Source organism: Planomicrobium okeanokoites (assembly GCF_003428875.1).
In the GTDB taxonomy this organism is placed as follows: domain Bacteria; phylum Bacillota; class Bacilli; order Bacillales_A; family Planococcaceae; genus Planococcus; species Planococcus okeanokoites.
Map to the genome: position 1 here is coordinate 895,453 of NZ_QQRS01000001.1, position 17,788 is coordinate 913,240.

At 44.2% G+C, this 17,788-nt stretch carries 18 protein-coding genes and 1 pseudogene; 3 read left to right on the forward strand and 16 right to left on the reverse strand.

Features of this window, described 5'->3' with window-relative positions:
• Positions 1-29: 29 nt before the first annotated feature.
• The 6 genes from D2910_RS04555 to fadH all read right to left on the reverse strand — a co-directional run bounded on the left by D2910_RS04555 (position 30) and on the right by fadH (position 5,659).
• The gene (locus D2910_RS04555) at positions 30-1,145 is read right to left on the reverse strand and encodes an N-acetyldiaminopimelate deacetylase (RefSeq protein ID WP_117312518.1); all 1,116 of its coding nucleotides are present in this window, start codon (positions 1,143-1,145) and stop codon (positions 30-32) included.
• A 10-nt stretch (positions 1,146-1,155) separates the two neighbouring features.
• Positions 1,156-1,869, reverse strand: coding sequence for a 2,3,4,5-tetrahydropyridine-2,6-dicarboxylate N-acetyltransferase (gene dapD / locus D2910_RS04560; protein ID WP_084244839.1), 714 nt, complete (start codon positions 1,867-1,869; stop codon positions 1,156-1,158).
• Positions 1,870-1,935: 66 nt separating this feature from the next.
• Entirely contained in the window at positions 1,936-2,811 is an 876-nt protein-coding gene (locus D2910_RS04565; protein WP_084244837.1) for a LysR family transcriptional regulator, read from the reverse strand.
• Positions 2,801-4,279 (reverse strand): MDR family MFS transporter, encoded by a 1,479-nt coding sequence (locus D2910_RS04570; RefSeq protein WP_084244835.1) that lies wholly within the window; start codon positions 4,277-4,279, stop codon positions 2,801-2,803. The genes D2910_RS04565 and D2910_RS04570 overlap by 11 nt, the downstream gene beginning before the upstream one ends.
• Positions 4,280-4,341: 62 nt before the next feature.
• Entirely contained in the window at positions 4,342-4,791 is a 450-nt protein-coding gene (gene cbpB, locus D2910_RS04575; protein ID WP_084244833.1) for a cyclic-di-AMP-binding protein CbpB, read from the reverse strand.
• 100 nt (positions 4,792-4,891) lie between these two features.
• Positions 4,892-5,659, reverse strand: coding sequence for a 2,4-dienoyl-CoA reductase (gene fadH, locus D2910_RS04580; RefSeq protein WP_101801483.1), 768 nt, complete (start codon positions 5,657-5,659; stop codon positions 4,892-4,894).
• A 169-nt stretch (positions 5,660-5,828) separates the two neighbouring features.
• Between fadH and D2910_RS04585 the strand changes: the two genes are divergently transcribed.
• Positions 5,829-6,290, forward strand: a complete 462-nt coding sequence (locus tag D2910_RS04585) for a YkyB family protein (protein ID WP_084244828.1) — start codon at positions 5,829-5,831, stop codon at positions 6,288-6,290.
• Positions 6,291-6,305: 15 nt separating this feature from the next.
• Here the strand turns inward: D2910_RS04585 and D2910_RS04590 are convergent, their stop codons facing one another.
• The 5 genes from D2910_RS04590 to D2910_RS04610 form a co-directional block, all read right to left on the reverse strand.
• The gene (locus D2910_RS04590; RefSeq protein WP_117312519.1) at positions 6,306-7,193 is read right to left on the reverse strand and encodes an NAD(P)-dependent oxidoreductase; all 888 of its coding nucleotides are present in this window, start codon (positions 7,191-7,193) and stop codon (positions 6,306-6,308) included.
• 309 nt (positions 7,194-7,502) lie between these two features.
• A complete protein-coding gene (locus D2910_RS04595; RefSeq protein WP_117312520.1) occupies positions 7,503-8,714 on the reverse strand; it encodes a hypothetical protein in 1,212 nt (403 codons plus the stop codon).
• Positions 8,711-9,865, reverse strand: coding sequence for a DUF58 domain-containing protein (locus D2910_RS04600; RefSeq protein WP_117312521.1), 1,155 nt, complete (start codon positions 9,863-9,865; stop codon positions 8,711-8,713). The genes D2910_RS04595 and D2910_RS04600 overlap by 4 nt, the downstream gene beginning before the upstream one ends.
• Position 9,866: 1 nt before the next feature.
• Positions 9,867-10,802 (reverse strand): AAA family ATPase, encoded by a 936-nt coding sequence (locus D2910_RS04605; RefSeq protein ID WP_101801479.1) that lies wholly within the window; start codon positions 10,800-10,802, stop codon positions 9,867-9,869.
• Between the two features lie 31 nt (positions 10,803-10,833).
• A complete protein-coding gene (locus tag D2910_RS04610) occupies positions 10,834-11,022 on the reverse strand; it encodes a type 2 periplasmic-binding domain-containing protein (RefSeq protein WP_117312522.1) in 189 nt (62 codons plus the stop codon).
• Between the two features lie 185 nt (positions 11,023-11,207).
• On the opposite strand from D2910_RS04610, the gene D2910_RS04615 reads away from it, so the two are divergent.
• Together D2910_RS04615 and D2910_RS16810 are read left to right on the forward strand one after the other, a co-directional pair.
• On the forward strand, positions 11,208-11,816 hold the full coding sequence (locus tag D2910_RS04615; RefSeq protein WP_084244816.1) for a CPBP family intramembrane glutamic endopeptidase: 609 nt from the start codon (positions 11,208-11,210) through the stop codon (positions 11,814-11,816).
• 278 nt (positions 11,817-12,094) lie between these two features.
• Positions 12,095-12,778 carry a hypothetical protein gene (locus tag D2910_RS16810; RefSeq protein WP_084244814.1) on the forward strand — a complete coding sequence of 228 codons (684 nt, stop codon included), beginning with the start codon at positions 12,095-12,097 and terminating at the stop codon, positions 12,776-12,778.
• Positions 12,779-12,859: 81 nt separating this feature from the next.
• Here D2910_RS16810 and D2910_RS04625 read toward each other — a convergent pair whose 3' ends face one another.
• From D2910_RS04625 to D2910_RS04645, 5 genes and pseudogenes are all read right to left on the reverse strand, one after another.
• Positions 12,860-13,303 (reverse strand): MarR family winged helix-turn-helix transcriptional regulator, encoded by a 444-nt coding sequence (locus D2910_RS04625; protein ID WP_084244812.1) that lies wholly within the window; start codon positions 13,301-13,303, stop codon positions 12,860-12,862.
• A gap of 90 nt (positions 13,304-13,393) precedes the next feature.
• A complete protein-coding gene (locus tag D2910_RS04630) occupies positions 13,394-14,743 on the reverse strand; it encodes a TrkH family potassium uptake protein (RefSeq protein WP_084244810.1) in 1,350 nt (449 codons plus the stop codon).
• 131 nt (positions 14,744-14,874) lie between these two features.
• Positions 14,875-16,098: an anti-sigma-I factor RsgI family protein gene (locus D2910_RS04635; RefSeq protein WP_117312523.1), complete on the reverse strand. Its 1,224-nt coding sequence runs from the start codon at positions 16,096-16,098 to the stop codon at positions 14,875-14,877.
• The gene (gene sigI / locus D2910_RS04640) at positions 16,098-16,847 is read right to left on the reverse strand and encodes an RNA polymerase sigma-I factor (protein ID WP_117312524.1); all 750 of its coding nucleotides are present in this window, start codon (positions 16,845-16,847) and stop codon (positions 16,098-16,100) included. Before sigI ends, D2910_RS04635 begins: the two co-directional genes overlap by 1 nt.
• Positions 16,848-17,065: 218 nt before the next feature.
• Positions 17,066-17,757: pseudogene (locus D2910_RS04645) on the reverse strand (TerC family protein).
• Between the last annotated feature and the right edge of the window lie 31 nt (positions 17,758-17,788).

Consider the following 17,788-nt stretch of genomic DNA (forward strand, 5'->3'; position numbering starts at 1 on the left):
AAAGCGGACAGCATAATGCTGTCCGCTTTCTACTGTTCACTGAAATAACGGCGAATGAAACCAGGCATGAAATCAAGGATTTTTTCATCAGGATTAATTTTTGAATGATGAAGCCCGAATTCCGAATTCACTCCCGCCCAAAACATCAAACCTGGTATCTGCTCAGTGAAATAGCCAAAATCTTCCCCGGTCATCGCGGCATCTGCGCGGACAGCTGTGATGCCATCGGCCGATGAGGCAAACTCCAGAAAATGTTCAGCCAATTGCCCGTTATTATCAACTTCCCGATAAGAAGCTCCGTAATCAATTGAAATATGGCAATTATAACCCGTTTCCACCGCTTTACAAATGGCTTCTATGCGTTCTTTCATTTTCAGCATGGATGTATTATTCAACGTTCTGATGGTGCCTTCCAATCGGGCATTTTCAGCGATGATATTCTGGACGGTGCCGGCTGTGAATTTGCCGACCGTCAAAACCGCCGAATCCATCGGGTTGATGTTGCGGCTGACAATCGTCTGGAGCTGCATTAACAGTGATGCGCCCGCCACTGCCATATCTTCCGTCAAATGCGGAAATGCTGCATGGCCGCCTTTCCCATGTAAATCTATAAAAAGTTCAGATGTATTGGCGAATAACATTCCCGGTTTTGTTGAAACCGTCCCCACAGGCAGGTCAGGTGCGATATGCATCGCGTAGATTTCATCCGGCCACAAATCCGGCCGCTCGTTTTTCAGCCATTCCCTGAAAGGCAAAGCACCGCCCGGCCCTTCCTCCGCTGGCTGGAAAAGCACAAGCACATCCTGCTTTATCGGGTCTTCGATAAGTCGCTTAAGCAAACCGATTGCATTCGCCATATGGATATCATGGCCACAGGCATGCATATAGCCTTCATGTGTGGAACGGAAGTCAAGCCCCGTATTTTCTTCTATCGGCAAGCCATCGATATCAGTTCGCCACGCGATGAGCTTGTCTGCATCCAGTCCGTTCACTTTCACTGCAATGCCTGTTTGCCATTCGGTAATTTCCATTCTATCTTGTGGCATTGAACGAATTTGTTCGAGCAGGTATTGCTGCGTTTTAAATTCACGGAAACCGATTTCCGGTATTTTATGCAAATCTCTTCTGATTTGTATAAGATCCATATCCAGATCCTTATAATTGACGTAGTTCTTGTTTGATTTCCGTTTTCGAGCGCGTCTTCTCATCCATCAATTTCAATACCCGGGCCGGCGTGCCGCCAACTACTGAATTTTCCGGAACGTCTTCGATAACAATTGCCCCAGCGGCAACCACCGCACCTTGTCCGATTCGAACGCCTTCCAGAACTACTGCGTTCGCGCCGATCATTACATTGTCTTCCACAATTACCGGAGTGGCGGAAGCCGGTTCGATCACCCCTGCAAGCACAGCGCCTGCGCCGATGTGGCAATTCTTGCCGACAGTAGCACGGCCGCCCATGATAACGCCCATATCGATCATCGTGCCATCGCCGATTACAGATCCGATATTGATGACTGCACCCATCATGATGATGCAATTATTGCCGATTTCCACATTTTCACGGATAAATGCGCCTGGTTCGATGCGGCTGTTGATGTTTTTCAAGTCCAGCATCGGAATTGCCGAGTTGCGGCGATCATTTTCTACAACGTAGTCTTCAATTGCAGCTTCGTGTTCTGCTAAAGCTTTTTCAATATCTGACCACTCACCGAATACAGTCGCATGACCGCCTTCACCGAAAACTTTCGCAGACTCTCCATAATTCAGCGAAGCGACGTTTTCACCCTTAACATAAACTTTCACAGGTGTTGATTTTTTTGCATTCTGTATGTACGAAATAATTTCATTGGCATCCATTTGTTTCATCGATAAAAACCTCTTTCTATAGTTAATGGTGTAATTATAACGGAAAATGCAAGATAATTCATCACTCTAGTCCAATAAAGCGGCATGTTTTTGCACAATTTCAACAAAAGCTGAAACCTGACGCAATTCAAAAGCGGAATCATAGCCGATAAGCCATGTATCCCGGGTCAATTCGAGCTCTTCCGCGTTGCTTGCCAATGCGACCGTGTGCACATCTTCCGTTCCGTTTAATGTTATTGAAGGAAGGATGGCGTAGCCGATCCCATTCACCGCCATCTGCTTGCATGTCTCGATTTGGTCCACTGTAATCTGCCTTTTCGGATTGGAGGCAAAATGTTTCTGCCACCATTGCTGAATTTCTTCATAATAATTGGAATCGCTTTTAAACTGGATAAAAGGCCGTTCCGTTTCCATCACCTGTTCAAGCGAATCGATTTCTTTATCGACTAAATACAAAGTATCGCGGAATAAGTGGATTTTCTTCCCCTTCCAATCAGTGTGTCCGCGTACAATTCCGATATGCGCCTCGCCTTCATACAAAGCACGAGTAATTTCAGAGCTCCATCCGGTGATCAGCTGAATTTTCGCCTGTGGATAAAGCGTTACAAAATCCTTCAGGACTTTCGGCAGCCAATTCTGCCCGATGATGGATGCACAGGCTATCTTCAAAGTGCCATGCACTTTTGACGTCAGCGTATGCAGCACTTCAAATACTTCTTCTTTGCGCTGCAGCATTTCATTGGCGTAGCTGATGACTAGTTCACCTGCAGGCGTTGGAGTCAGCCCTTTCTGCGAACGGATGAATAATTGCTGGCCCCATTCTTTTTCTATGGATTGCAGTCTTTGAGATAAAGCTGGCTGAGAAAGGAAGAGGCGTTCCGACGCTTTTCTCATATTGCCTTCTTCAGCCAGTATTTTGATGATCATTTCTTCATTCGACATTTTTCTTCACTCCTTTATCCCTCGGCAGACCGAAGATCAGCAACAGGCTGACAACGGCAAAAACAGCCATGAAAGCATAGACATTCTGAAGCGCCAGGGATAATCCCCCTTGCAGGAAACGCAGTTCTTCTAGCGGCATATCCGCCCTGCTGTCCACCGTAAGCAATGAATTAATTGAATCCAGACCATAATTTTTATTACTGGACTCAAAATATTTCAGCAGCGATGTATTAAGTACAGTACCGAGCAGCGCCACCCCGATCGTACTTCCGAGATTACGCATGAACATATTGGATGCTGTCGCAACTCCCCGCTTTTCGTAAGTGACAGCACTTTGGATCGAGACGATAAACGCAGTGCTCGTCAACCCCATACCGATGCCGATGACAAAGCTCGATAATGCAGCCCACCACGGACCTGCCTCTGGCCGCATAAGGACAAACAACAAAGCACCGGCCACCAAAAATAATCCTCCTGCAAGCGACGTCCGGAAATAACCGATTCTGATCAATAGCCTTCCGGACAAAGTCGAAGCAATCGGCCAGCCGATCGACATGGCAGTCAGGGTAAATCCGGCGATGGCGGCGGGCTGTTCCATGACACCCGTCACATAGGTCGGCAAATAACTTGAAACAGAGATTAAAATGATGCCCGTTGTGAGAGAAACCAGATTAGCAAATAAAATCGTTTTATTTCTCCATATTTCAAACGGCATGATGGGTTCTTTCACTTTCCGTTCAACCAGGACGAATAAGATGAACGCCGTTGCTGACAGTGAAATGAGTAATGCCGCAGTAGCGGAAAACCACTCAAAACCGACACCGCCTTCAACCAGGACATATAATAAACTCACTAAACCGATGGTCAATAAAATCGCTCCGGCATAGTCGATGGAAGGTTTGCCGGTTCTTTTAGGTTCCTGCAGGAAAATCAGTACACCTGCAAGCGCCAGGATGCCTAATGGGATGTTCACCCAAAATACATACTCCCAACCTACAGTTGCAACCAGGATACCTCCGATAGCAGGCCCTGAAACCGCGGAAATGCCCCAGACGCTCGAAAGGTAACCCTGTATTTTCGCACGTTCTTCTGCGGAATAGATATCGCCGACGATGGTAGTGGCAATCGGCAATACCGCTCCTGCTCCCATTCCTTGAATCAGCCTGTAGAGAATTAATTGATCCATTGAGTCGGCAAGACCGCACATAAGTGAACCGAACAGGAACAACAGAATGCCGAAAGTGAAAATCGGTTTACGTCCGAAAATATCCGATAATTTACCGTAAATCAGGACTGTTACCGTATTCATCAGAAGATAGGCGGAAAACACCCAGCTGTATTTAGCAAAGCCACCCAAGTCAGCCGCAATGCTCGGCATTGCCGTAGCAACGATGGTAGCCTCCACCGCTCCAACAAACATCGCCAGCATCACCGAGATCAAAACAAGTGGACGATTTGTCGTCTTCATATCTCTGAGCCCTCATTTCAAATTGAACAACAAAAAAGGCCTCTTACTTCGAGGCCCTCCATTCATTGATTATTTCGGATTTGATAAATCTGTTTCTTCAATTGTTTCAATACGACCCGTCTTGTCAAAATACCCATGAACAATCCGTCGTCATCAACCACACAAAGGAAATTCTGATCAATCAGCAGGTCCAGCGCCTTTTGAAAACGTTCAGTTATTTTGATCAATGGAATATCCGTCTGCATAATTTCCTGCACTTTGATTTCCGGTAATTTTTCATATTCAATATGGTCCAGACCGAGTATGGATTCCGTAATACGCTGAGTATTGATCAGCCCCTGGAAACGGTATTTCATATCCAGGACAGGGATTGCCGAGTAACCCGTTTTCGTCAGAACCAGCAATGCATGTTCTGCGCTATTGCCCAGTTGAACGTGGGCGACTTTTTCAGATGAAATAATATAATCTTCTATTTGAGTTTCAAGAAAGTCTTTGCTTGGTAATGAAATCATGCGCTCTACTCCTTTTGCATCATAAACTGATGCTAATCACTCCGATTTCATCATAACACATCACCAAACATGAAACTATTTAAAAGAGAGTATTATTTACTTAAAAAGGAAATTTATTCAGCCATTGTCCGCCATCCAGCGTCACAATCTCCCCATTCATATAGGAAGCTTTATCCGACATGATGAAAGCAGCCAATTCCGCAATTTCTTCCGGTTTGCCCAATCGGCCGAGAGGAATCGATTCAAGTGTGCGTTTCGCCGCTTTTTCTGATTCCCATAGTTTATCAGCGCCGCCAGTACGTTCAATAGGCCCCGGTGCAATGCCATTTACACGGATTCCGAACTGAGTCCCCCACTCTACAGCAAGCGTGCGTGTCAGCGACATGACTCCCGCTTTTGCTGCAGCTGAATGCGCCACACCTGCTCCGGCATTCCACGCATAAGTAGCGAGCATATTCAGGATATTTCCTTTTGTTTCATTTTCAATCCAATAATTTCCGACCGCATGGGAACAGAAAAATGTACCATTCAATACGATATCCACAACTGATTTCCATCCGTTCGGAGATAGTTTTTCCGCATGGACAATGAAATTACCGGCTGCATTATTTACCAGGCCATCAATACGGCCGAATTTTTCATGGGCAAATTTAACCATCGCTTTTGCATGTTCCGGCTCCCTGACATCCATTTGAAAAACTTCAACGGTGCCTTTAGCGTCTGCCATATTTTTAACGGCATCGTTCAATTTTTCCATATCACGTCCTGTAATGACGACGTTTGCTCCCTCAGCAGCAAATCTTTCCGCCATATGGTATCCCATACCGCTTGAACCACCAGTAATAATAATTGTCTGATCTTGAAACATTTCAAATTCCTCCTTTTGGCCTCATATGATTTTGTATGTAAAAATGACAAATTACGCCTATTTCCTCAAATGAACCAATACTCCTGATACTTGTTATACACATTGCAAGAAAATTTTGATATAATGAAGATGTTTTTAGAATATAATCCTCTTAGAAAGGAATGAGCCTATGTCTAACTCCCGAATGGATTCTGAAATTGCCCAGGCTATTTTCACAGTCAACAGGCACGCAAAGACCGCTTCAGATAATCACTATTTATATGCCTTGAAAAAAGAGGCGCTAAATAAAATGATTCTCCAGGATCGCGCTCAGAAAATAGGGCTGCACTTCAGTAAAAACCCCCGTAAAAGCCAACAGCAATCTTCTGTCCTCGTAAAATGTGGAGACTATTATTTTCACATGCTGCCGAAAAAAGAAGACTTTGAGAATCTTGAACACCTCGGCCACCTCGATGAGTCTTATCGGAATCCCGCAAGCAGGATGAACTTGCGTTCTGCCAAAGAAATCCTGAGTGAGCTGACCGGCCTCCAGCCGGTGAAAAAGGACACAGCCGCAGCAAATCCCGGAAAAGCTTATCAGCCGAGGGAAATGAACAGATTCTATTCACCTAAAAAATCATATTTCGATTGATGGAGAGAGCCGGGACTAAATTGTCTTCGGCTCTTTATTATTAGTATCTTCATATTGGACAATCAATGCCTGAGTCCCTTTATCCTGATAGCCTTTTTCAGCCAGATTCTCGAAGAGGCGGAGCGACAGGCGGAGGGCAGGAAGATCAAGTCCCATCAAATCCGCTTCTTCCAATGCAATTTTCATATCTTTGATGAAGTGTTTAATATAGAATCCGGGTTCGAAATTACGTGAAATCATTTTTGGCGCTAGGTTCGATAAAGACCAGGAGCCCGCTGCACCTGAAGAAATGGACAGAAGTACAGTTTCCGGATCAAGACCCGCTTTCAGAGCATAGATCAACGATTCGCTCACTCCCATCATATTGGAAGCAATGATAATCTGATTGCACATTTTTGTATGCTGCCCTGAACCAGCCGGCCCTTGATAAACAATATTTCCGCCAAAGAGATCCAGCAAAGGTTGCACCTGTTTAAAACTGCTTTCTTCCCCACCGACCATAATCGACAATAAACCATTTCTCGCACCGATGTCTCCACCCGAAACAGGTGCATCCAAAGCTGAAAGGCCCTTCTGGAGTGCGGCTTTAAAAATTTCACGGGCAAGTTCCGGTTTTGATGTAGTCATATCGACCAGCACAGTTCCTTCTTTGGCATTGTTGATGATGCCTTCTTCCCCGAAATAAATTTCTTCGACATCTGAAGGGTAGCCGACCATCGTAAAAATAACTTCGGCATCCATTGCCACCATTTTCGGAGATTCCTGCCATTCAGCCCCAGCTTCCACTAAATTCTGAGCTTTAGAGGCCGTTCGTGTATAGACGGAAACTTCGTGCCCTTCATCGAGAAGGTGCTTCACCAGGCTGTTTCCCATGACTCCCGTTCCGATAAATCCTACCTTCATATGTATCCTCCTTTTTCAAGCTATCTTCAGTTTAGCAAAAATCTTCTGTATATTCATTAAATAGTGTAGAAAAGCGGAAACGGCCGTTCAGCTCCGGCAGGATTAAGATGAACTTCCGAAGCGGCGCTCTTTGCCGCACAGGAAGGGCAGCTTAAGACCGAGGAGTTGGCCGTTGGAGTCTGGACAATAGAAAAGCGAGTGGGGAAAATGGGCAAAAAAAAGAAGCCGATCCAGTTAAGGACCGACCACAAAAGGGGGAAATGAGAATGTTGCTGTGTTCTTTATTAGTATGCCCAGATAAATATGGCTTTAAACATTTTCCCTAAAAAAATTTTCATTTATTTTTTCCAGCTCTTCTACAAAAGGAGAAGCTTCCCTGTTTTCTATAAGTCCGTTGCTGTATCGTACTTTATCGTACGTTTTAAAAAAGGATTCAGTAAACGGCAATGCTTCACGATTCGCCCATTCCCTGACGGTTTCATGTTCCAACCGTCCCTTTTCGGCAATAAGCGCTTTTTGTTCAAATTCCCTGAAGGCTTTTCGGATTTCGTGGATATTGACCAGATTATACCCTCTGGCTGGTTCAGGTTCTTCTAATTTTTCGGCAATCTCAGAGAAACGGCTGATTTCAGCCACGGATTCCTCTTTTTGATTGGCAACATCAGGTTTGATCTTCCGAATCAGCAGAATTCCAATAATCACCGCAAGGACAATGCCAATACCTGCAAGGATTGTATAATCAAATTCCAGCCCTCCCGAATAAGGAAGGTCTTCCGGCTGCTCTGCTTGTTCTTCCATATTGCTCAGATTATCCAGCATCTCTTCCTCAGTGGAAAGTCCATTTATAAAATTTACCAGCCAATTCAGCACACCGGCGAACGGCCATAAGACAATGGTCAGGATTCCACCCAGAACGGAACCAGCCAAATGCCGTATTTCATCGGCAAGTATATGGAAGAGGAATGCAGCCGAACTGGCTATTGCGATGATGCCGGTCGAAGCGGCAATTGCCTGCCATAGTTTCGCGCCTTCCTTCCGTGCATTCAGGTAGCGGTAAAATAATCGCGACACGGTGTAAAATATAATCGCAGCTGCCGCTGTCGGAAACAACAGAAGCTGTGAACTGCCCAGTGGATTAAATATACTTAAAACCAGTGAGATGGTGAAGATCACCAAAAACATGATTAAAAAGAAACTTTCTCCGCTGTTTTTATCTTCGAGCTCAGAAAACCTTGCATGCAGCCGGTACAAGGAAATTATTGTTAAGACAATGAAAGTTCCGGCAGTCACACCGGCAAGCAGCGCTAATGCCATAACCAAACCTGCGGCAATCAGCACAGGTGTCGGATTGTAAGGTTTTCGCCAGCTGACGGCTGCTGCTGTCAGGGCTGTTGCCATAGCCAATCCCAGCCAGATTAATACCAAAGGGAACCTGGCACCGGCATCGATAAACAGAAATACAAACGAGATGAGGAAAGCGTCCTGAATATATGCGGTGACTGATGAAAACCTGGCAGTCATGCAATCACCCGCCCTTCGCTTGTGCGCAGAATTTTCAATTCTGTTTTCCTGCTCCACTTCGGAATATACTTACGGATACTCTCAACATTGTCTGTCATAAGATAAGTCGTATAAGGCAGCTCCGTATGAAGGTCGAGATGTGCAATCATCGAAGCGAATGGCATGGTTGAATTGTTTTTTGAAATAACCGACAGAAGCTCCAGGGCATGCTGCCTTTGCCTGCCGCCTTCCCCCGGTGCTAAATAAAGAAAAGGGATCTTGCCTGCGGACCGTACATTTATCGCAATGGCATAAGGCACCCCTTCGCTGAAGCAATTTTCGATATAAGAAGCCAACTCTTCTATTCTTTCTTCCAGATTGGAAATTGCCGCATAGCGGTCGGCGACATTCAACACAAAAAGCATCGCTTCATTCGCTACGTGATTATAGACCTTCGTTTGATAGGTCTGCATCCGGGCACTTGCTTTCCAATGGATTTGATTGAATTGGTCTGTCGGGACATAATCCCTTGTGCCGATCGGCTGGAATAAATCTTCGAAAAGCGAATGCTTCAAATTGAATTGCCCGGGTTTCTGTTTTGACGGCGCGTATCGAAATTGATATTTGCGGAGTTTCGGGTAAACAAGCTGTTCCTGCAGGATCATCCCCCCATATTCGAGCATCAGGCTGCCCTGTCCGAATGGATGCGGAATCGATAGCTCCATTTTCTTAATGCGGGACAAGCCCCGACGTTTGCCTGTTACCGGAACTTTTAAAACCACCGATTCTTTATGACCTGCCGTAAAAGGGATATCGAGCTCAACCAGTTCTGTATAGCTGCCGGCTTCCTGCCCTGCCGGAACGACTGTATCGATGAACCAGATTTTCAGGTTCCCTCCCCAAATTGGCAGCCCTTTATTTTCAAAAGACAACTCCCAATTCGAGTCTCCGCCATTCAATACTCTTTTTCTGATTTTAGGATTATTGAAAATAAGCTTATCTCCCAGCTTTGAAAAATAAGCCAATTGCAGTGCTACAATAAATCCGATGAATGCCGTAATGGCAGCAGCTGTAAATTGAAGAAATACCATAGACATAAAGAACAGGACGATTATGAAGCCGAAAGCCCATTTAGTGTTTTTTATACCGTAATCATGGCGGATCCAAGTCATTTCAATAAGCCTCGACCGGCGATGCCACTGATGAGGAAATTTCTTTCAGCAAAGTCTCCGGATCCTGGACAAGCATTCCTTCAACAGTCAAAAGAAGCCGATGGACAGCAACTGGTTCAAGTATGTATTTGACGTCATCAGGTGTTACGAAATCACGTCCATCCAAATACGCTTTACCTTGGGCAGCGTGGACCAGGGCAAGCGCCGCTCTGGAACTTAGCCCCAGTTCGATTGAAGGATGTTCACGGGTTGCACGCACCAAATTCAAAATGTATTTTTCAATATCCTCATGGACACTGACTTCACTTGCGCCATTAGACCATGCTGCCACATCATCCACCGATGCAATGCTCATTATTTCTTTTTTATGGGAAACATTGTCGCGGAAGTTTCGGATGATCGACATTTCTTCATCGTAATCGGGATATCCAATTTCCAGACGGAAAAGGAAACGGTCCAATTGAGCGGCCGGCAATGGGAAAGTGCCTTGCTGGGATTCTACGGGATTCTGTGTAGCAATGACCATGAATGGCTGTGGCAGCTGCAAAGTTTCCCCGTCGATTGTCGCTTGTTTCTCTTCCATTGATTCCAGCAGACTTGACTGTGTGCGAGGAGTTGCCCGGTTTATTTCATCAGCCAATAAGATATTGGCCATTACGGCGCCGGGACGAAGCTCGAACTCCTGATTTTTCGGATTGAAGAAACGGATGCCCGTCACGTCTGAAGGCAACACATCCGGTGTAAATTGAAGACGGCGGAACAAGCCGCTGAAAGATCCCGCAAAAGCTTTCGCCATCCATGTCTTACCCGAACCCGGTACACTTTCGAGCAATACATGACCTTGCTGGATCAGAGCAATCAGCATAAAATCGATCTCTTTTTCGCGACCCACAACCAAATCATTCAAATGCTCTTTTACTCGTTTTAAATTCCCCATTCAACGCACCCCTTTTGTTTTATGTAAATTATTATTTACTCGGTTCCTGTGTGTATTTATAAATTGTCTTGCCGTGATGAAACGCTTCGCCTCGAAAATACTTGAAGTCCTGACGGGCAATTAATACGGTGCGGAAATTGAGAAAGTCTTCTTTTTCAACTGTAATGGATTCGATTTCACCGGATTTCAGCCGGTCTAATAATTCATTGTAATCTGTCATTTTTTAATTCTCCTTTATCATTATTTCCTGTGCTTCAAGTCTGTTATAATACATAGCGGACAAAGAGTTTGCCTGAGTTCGGCAACAGCTCTTCCATTTATTATACAACAAGGACTGTTTCCGGACAGTGTTAGTTTTACCATAAAACGGCAAAACTTGTCTTTTAGATTATAGGAGGATATTTTATGCTGCGCTTTTTAACAAAACACAAATTATTGTACATACTTCCCATCGCTTATGGTTTATACAACCTGGCCTTCGACGATATCTCCATTTTTTGGTATATGTATACTTTCGCTTTACTGATTTTAATGTCCGTTGCTATTTTATTCGGTGAAATCCATGAAGAAATGCGTACATGGAAGTCATTTGCTTATGGAATTTCAGCAGCAGCAGCAATGTATCTGATCCTGTTTGCGGGTTACCATCTGCTCCAGCTGCTGGGTGTCGGTTCAGTTGCTTCCACTGCTGACTTCCTCGCAATATTCACGCCAGCATCAATTTGGCATCTGCTCTTATTGATGTTTATAGTTGTTCCTGGCGAAGAACTATTCTGGCGCGGATTTGTTCAGCAGCAGCTTAAGCAATATGTGCCGGCATACGCTGTTGTGCCGATAGCTGCCGTCCTTTTCGGCTTGACCCTATGGCTGGCGGATTTTTGGCCGGGAATATTTGCAGGAACCGCAGTCGGTTTAATCCTTGGCTATCTTTATGAAAAGAAAAAAAGCATGCCGGCGCTTATCATAGCTCACCTTCTGTTAATGGTGTTGATTTTTATTGTTTTCCCTTTTTAGAAAGAAAAGCGGAAAAGCCCGTTTAGCCCTGACAAGCGCTGGAAGCCTTGACGATAATGGCGTTCTTTGCCATTAATGGCATGGCTGAAGCGACTCGAGGGGCTGGGCGCTGGAGTCTGGACAATTAGAAAAGCGGAAACGAAGATCGGGAAACAATTTAACAAAGCATTTCTTTAAATTCTTTGTTACAATCAAAAGGCAATATTTACTTATTTTTTTATTAATAGTGAAACGATTTCCAGATTCATGCGTCTACTTTACAAAAGGAGTGAAATTATATGAGTAAAAAATTATTCTTTGCAGCATCAGTATTGGCACTTAGTGGTTTAATGGCCGCTTGTGGTTCGGACGAATCGACCGAAGAGACAAACGGGACTGCAACAACTAATACCAAACAAAATGAAACAACAACTTCAGAGGAAACCGCAACAGAAGAAGATGCTGAAGAAACAACAGAAGAAACTGCAGAAGAAACGGATGAGTCAGCTGAAGAAGAACCAGCTGAAGAAAGTACTGAAGCTCAGGAAGAAAACCCTGCAACCAGTGAAGGTACACCTACAGTCAGCGAATCGCAAGCCTACGAAATTCACTTGCTTCCGGGATATGAGCTTACTGCTGAAGAGCCAAACAAAGATGTTGTCTATTCCAGTGAAAATGATGAATTATTCATGCGTGTAGAGACTTTCAAACCGGAAGAAGCGGATTTTGCTTTTGCGGATGATTCCATCCAACAAACATTGAAAGCATCCAACGAAGATGCTGAATTGACAGAGCTGCCGGCTTTTGAAGACTCTAAGTTCACAAACTCCGCTGTTTATGAAATTCCGACGGATAACGGTAAAGTGACTGGTGCAGTCTTTGAGAAAGAAGGATTGATTGTTAAACTTACAATATTCGATCTGACAGACGCTGGAGTCACTGAAGAATTTTTAAACATGGGCAAGACGATCACATCCAAATAAGCGAGCGGTTCTCCAGCTCCATTGCAATGTTAATCAAAAAAGAGGCTATCCTGAAAATTCAGGATAGCCTCTTTATTTCCATCAATAGGACAAATCCTTAATGGAAAGTCCCAACTTTTTCATCAATTCAATTGCAGTGTCTTTTTCTTCAGGTGACAGAGCATCCGTCAGCTCATGAAGATTTTTTTCATGTTCTGGGAAAATGCGCGCCATGAACTCTTTTCCTTCTTCGGAAATTTCAGCATATGTCACACGGCGGTCAGTTGGACAATTAACCCGTGTAATATAGCCGCGTTTTTCCAACTTATCGATTACATACGTAATGGAGCCACTAGCCAGAAGAATTTTTCCGCCTATTTTCTGAAGCGGCTGTTTTCCTTTATGATAGAGCAATTCCATTACGGCAAATTCCGTCGGATTGACGCCATTGGCCTGAAAAAACTGATTGGCTTGTTCAGAAATCGCTTTATGTGCCCGCGACATGACAATAAATAATTTTAAAGATCTTCGTATTTCTTCATTCATACTATCCACTCTTTTCCACTTATTAAACACTATAAATAAGATTATAGCCTTTTTCCATGAAAATGGCATCCCTTGTTGTCTAATCAGATATTATCCGATAATCACACGTTCCTTTGGATAGTGGAATTTCGTCGGATCGGTTTTTCCGCCGATTGTAAACAGGAATGAAATAAGTCCGACACGCCCGATGAACATCAGGACCATGATCGTCAACTTACCGAAAGAAGACAAATCATCCGTTATTCCCAGGGACATCCCACAAGTACCAAATGCACTTGTGATCTCAAAAATGATTTCTATAGCTGAAGCTTCCGGTTCCGTAATGAACAGGATCATTGTAGAAACAATGACCATGAACATCGCCAGGATAATAACGGCATATGAACGGAATACGTCGATCAACTGGATTTCCCGTTTGAATATCTGTATCGTGTTTTTGCCCCGAGCGAAATTGATAAGGAAAAGGATAGCTATCGCCAGGGTTGTCGTCCGGATGCCTCCGCCAGCGGAACTGGGGGAAGCTCCGATAAACATGAGAACACTCATGAATACATTTGTCGCTTCATCAAATTGGGTGATATCAAATGTAACAAGTCCGCCTGACCTTGAAGACACGGAATGGAAGATAGCCGCGAATAATGTCTCATGCCATGACATATCTTTGAATGCTTTAAATGACTCAAGCGCAAGTATCCCCAACGTACCGATTGCAAGCAGAATCCCGAATGTGCTCACTGTTATTTTTGTGAATAAGGAAAAGCGGAAACTCTTGTCTTTATTCGATAAGAATTCTTTCAGTTCGATCAACACCGGGAAACCGATTGCGCCCAGTATAATCAGGATCATATTGATGACTTGGACAAAATAATCATTGAAATAAGGAACCAATGAGGCACCGGTAATATCAAAGCCACCATTTGTTACAGCTGTTATCGAGGCGAAGACACCCTGCAGCAACGCTTCGCTGAAGGTATCGTAATACTGCAGAAAATATAAAGTAAGGATGATTGCCCCAATCAATTCAATCAATAATAGAATCGAAATGATATTTCGGATCAATTTGACTACCCCTGCCATGCTTAACTGGTTATGGTCGACCATTATCAATTGCCGCTCACGCAGGCCGATGCGCTTCCCTACCAGCAGCCAGAAAAATGTACCGATAGACATGATGCCGATGCCGCCTAGTTGAAGGATCACCATCAGTAACACGATGCCGAAGACCGTGTAAGTTTCAGAGATATTGATAACTGTCAGGCCAGTGACACTCACAGCACTTATAGCTGTAAAAAGGGTATCGATCAATGGGATGCTGACGCCCTCCTGATGAACCCCCGGCAGCCTGAGCAGCAGAAAGGACATAGCGATGGCTGCAAAATAATAGGCCGCAATTGCCTGTGCTGGTGTTAGATTGCGAATTCTTTGGAACGATTTATTCATATGCTGGAAATCCTTTCGACTTCGGTTATCTCCCTATTCTAAGTAAAGTATTAAAAAAAAGAAAGGGAAATCGGAAATTCACCCGTTACCACCTAAAAAACAGCAGAAAAATGCTTTCTGCTGTTTCCGTCCTACTCATTCTTGTTCTTACTCGTATTGCGTTTGCCATTTGTGCTGCTGGGATTGGACTTGCCGCTCTTTTCAAGTGGCTGATTCAGATTATTTTTTTCTGTTGAACTTTGAGGCCCTGATACAGCCGGCTTGGATTTATCCGGTGCATTTTTCGCTTTTGAAGATTTTTCATTTCCATTTGGCGATTTACCTTTTTCTTGCTCCGGTCCTTTATTTTCTTTACTATTTTGCTGGACGGGAGCTTGTTCTTTTTTCACGGCAGGCTCATCGGTTTTGATGTTATCATCTTTTTTGATCTGGCCGGGTGCTTGGTTGCGTTTTTCCTGACCTGGCGGATTAGGATTTCCTTTTTCCACAGCAGGAGTTTCTTTGCGCTTTTCCTGGCCAGGCGGTACATCTTTTTCTTTTTCAGAAGGATGATTCTTGGTTTCCGCTTTATTTTTATCTTGTTTCTTCTCAGCTTTTTCTGCTGCTTTCAGTTCTTTCTCTTGTTGCTTATCGGCAGTTGCCGGCTTATCCTTCACTTTCAATGGCTGATCATTTTTCTTTTCAACTGGTTTCCCATCAGCTCTGTCATTCTTCAGATTTTGTGAGCTATTGATCAACTGCCCCACTGGCACACTCTTTTCGACTGAAGTTCTCCATTGGGTCTTGGAAGCTTCCTTCAATTTTACGGTAACATTTTTTGCCATCGCTTTTGCTGATATAGCCAGCACGGATTCCACAACTTCTTCATCCGCAACTTGATCCTGGTCGTCAGCTACTGTCGTAATGACAATTTCATCAGTAGTCGAATTCATCGACAGCACAATTACTTCATCAAGAACTTCTTCAAGTGGGTGGTGCTTCCACTCATCAAGTTCCCCTATTAATTCTTGGCCGTCTGAATTCAATCCCCGGATGGATACCACTTCATAACCATCATCGATTCCCAGCTCAACTCCCGGATTCACCTGGACTTGAACATAGGCAAATGCTTCCTGCTCCGGCAGGAGAACAGAGAGGAATAATATGGCAACGGCTGCTGCGGCTGCTATAGGGGCCCATACCGGTTTTACGGCTCTGCGTTTTTGCACAGCCAAGACCTGTTCAGGATAATAAAAGCTCTCTTCCCCCACAGCAGCTTTCCCTACTGGCTTGCCATGCACAAATTCACCGCTGTGTCCGATGAATACAGATAGCTCACCATTCAATTCTATACACAGTCCCTTTTGCATTCTCATCACCGCAACCGCTCCTTTAAATAATCCTTCAAATAATGCAAATCACTCATCAACAATAAAGCAACCGCAATTATGTACTTCCGATTGCGCTCAATAGTCTTTCTTGAAACTTCCACCAGTTTTTCTATCTCTTTGACCGGCAATCTCTTTTTTTGCTGCAGATAATTCTGATACTCTTCCGTTTCAGCAACCAATTGAGCAATTTGAATTCCAGTGACCCTGGCATCTTCATGAGCAGGAGATGCTTTCACCAAGTCCTGGAAGGTCATGCCGTATCCGGAAAGCAGTTTTTCGTATTCAGCGATTTCCTCTTTGCGGGCAGCAGCTTGCTGCTGCTCCGTATAATCTTTTATCGAAGCCGAAGTATCAATAGCGCTCCTGAATTCATCCGCATCCGATAAACCGTGAAAGTCATGTGCAAAATCCTTTCTGCCGGCTTCTTTTCGGATGTAATCGATAACCCTTCTTCGGATGACCATGTGGGCAAAAGTTAAAAAAGAAGCATTTTTTTCCTGATTAAAACCATTGACCGCTTCATGGAAAGCCGAAAGGGCTATCGTGTATTCTTCATCATGATCATTGATGAACCGCTTGCAGACCTGGCCTGCAGTTTTTTTCATAAAGGGTGAATAGGACGACAGCAAGCTTTCCATTGCCTCTGGGTCTCCATTCTGTGCTTGTACTGCCAACACTTCGGCATTGTTCTTCTCACCGCGGCCGAAATATCCAGCCAATACTGACAGCAGCATCCGGTTCACCTCTTTCATTCTTCTCATTAATATTGATTGTAACGAGAATTGGAAAAAATGAAAAGAATGAACAGAATGAATAATTTTTCCTTCTATAATAATAATTCGGTGCAGTACCCCTTTTTGTGAGGGTATAAACAATAAAATTTATTTTTGCTGAAATTATTCACTTGAAAGAAAAAAAGACACCTTCTGTCGAAGATGCCTTTTAAGCGAAATTAATGATTTTCGATTTCTTTATTCTTTTTCAAACCTACAAGCGCGCCAACTACTACGATTCCTACAAGTACAATCCAGAATGTGATTGTCCACGGAGTGGAATGCGGGAAGTCATGCGGTAAAACGCCAAGCTTGTCATGAGACAAAGTCATGACGAGCAATTTCACACCTACCCAGCCGACAACAACAAACGCAGCTGTTTCCAATTGCGGATATTTTTCCAGCAATTGCACGAATTTATGCGCTGCAAAACGCATGATGATGACACCGATCAAACCACCGGCAAGCATTACTGTAAACTGGCCGGAGTTGATGCCGCCGATGTCTTCCAGACCAAACAGATTTAGATGCGGCAACGTCACTGCCAGTGCTACAGCAGCCAGCATTGAGTCGATGGCAAACGCAATATCCGCCAATTCGATTTTCAGCACTGTCATCCAGAAACCTGAGCCTTTTGTCGCTTCCGGTTCTATCGAATGATCTTCGCCTTTTCGCTGATCATAAACAATGCGGCGAAACGGAAAACGAATGCTCCCGCCAGACCATAGAATAAAGCTTTCTTTTGTTGCGCTTTCGGCAGATGTTTTACCATTACCGCCATTACCACTGCGTTATCCGCAGCAAGTAAGCCTTCCAGACCGATCAAGACCAGCAGGACCCAGGCATACTCCAATAATATTGCACTATCCATTTCCTATTCCTCCTATTTTTTGCCAGCAAAA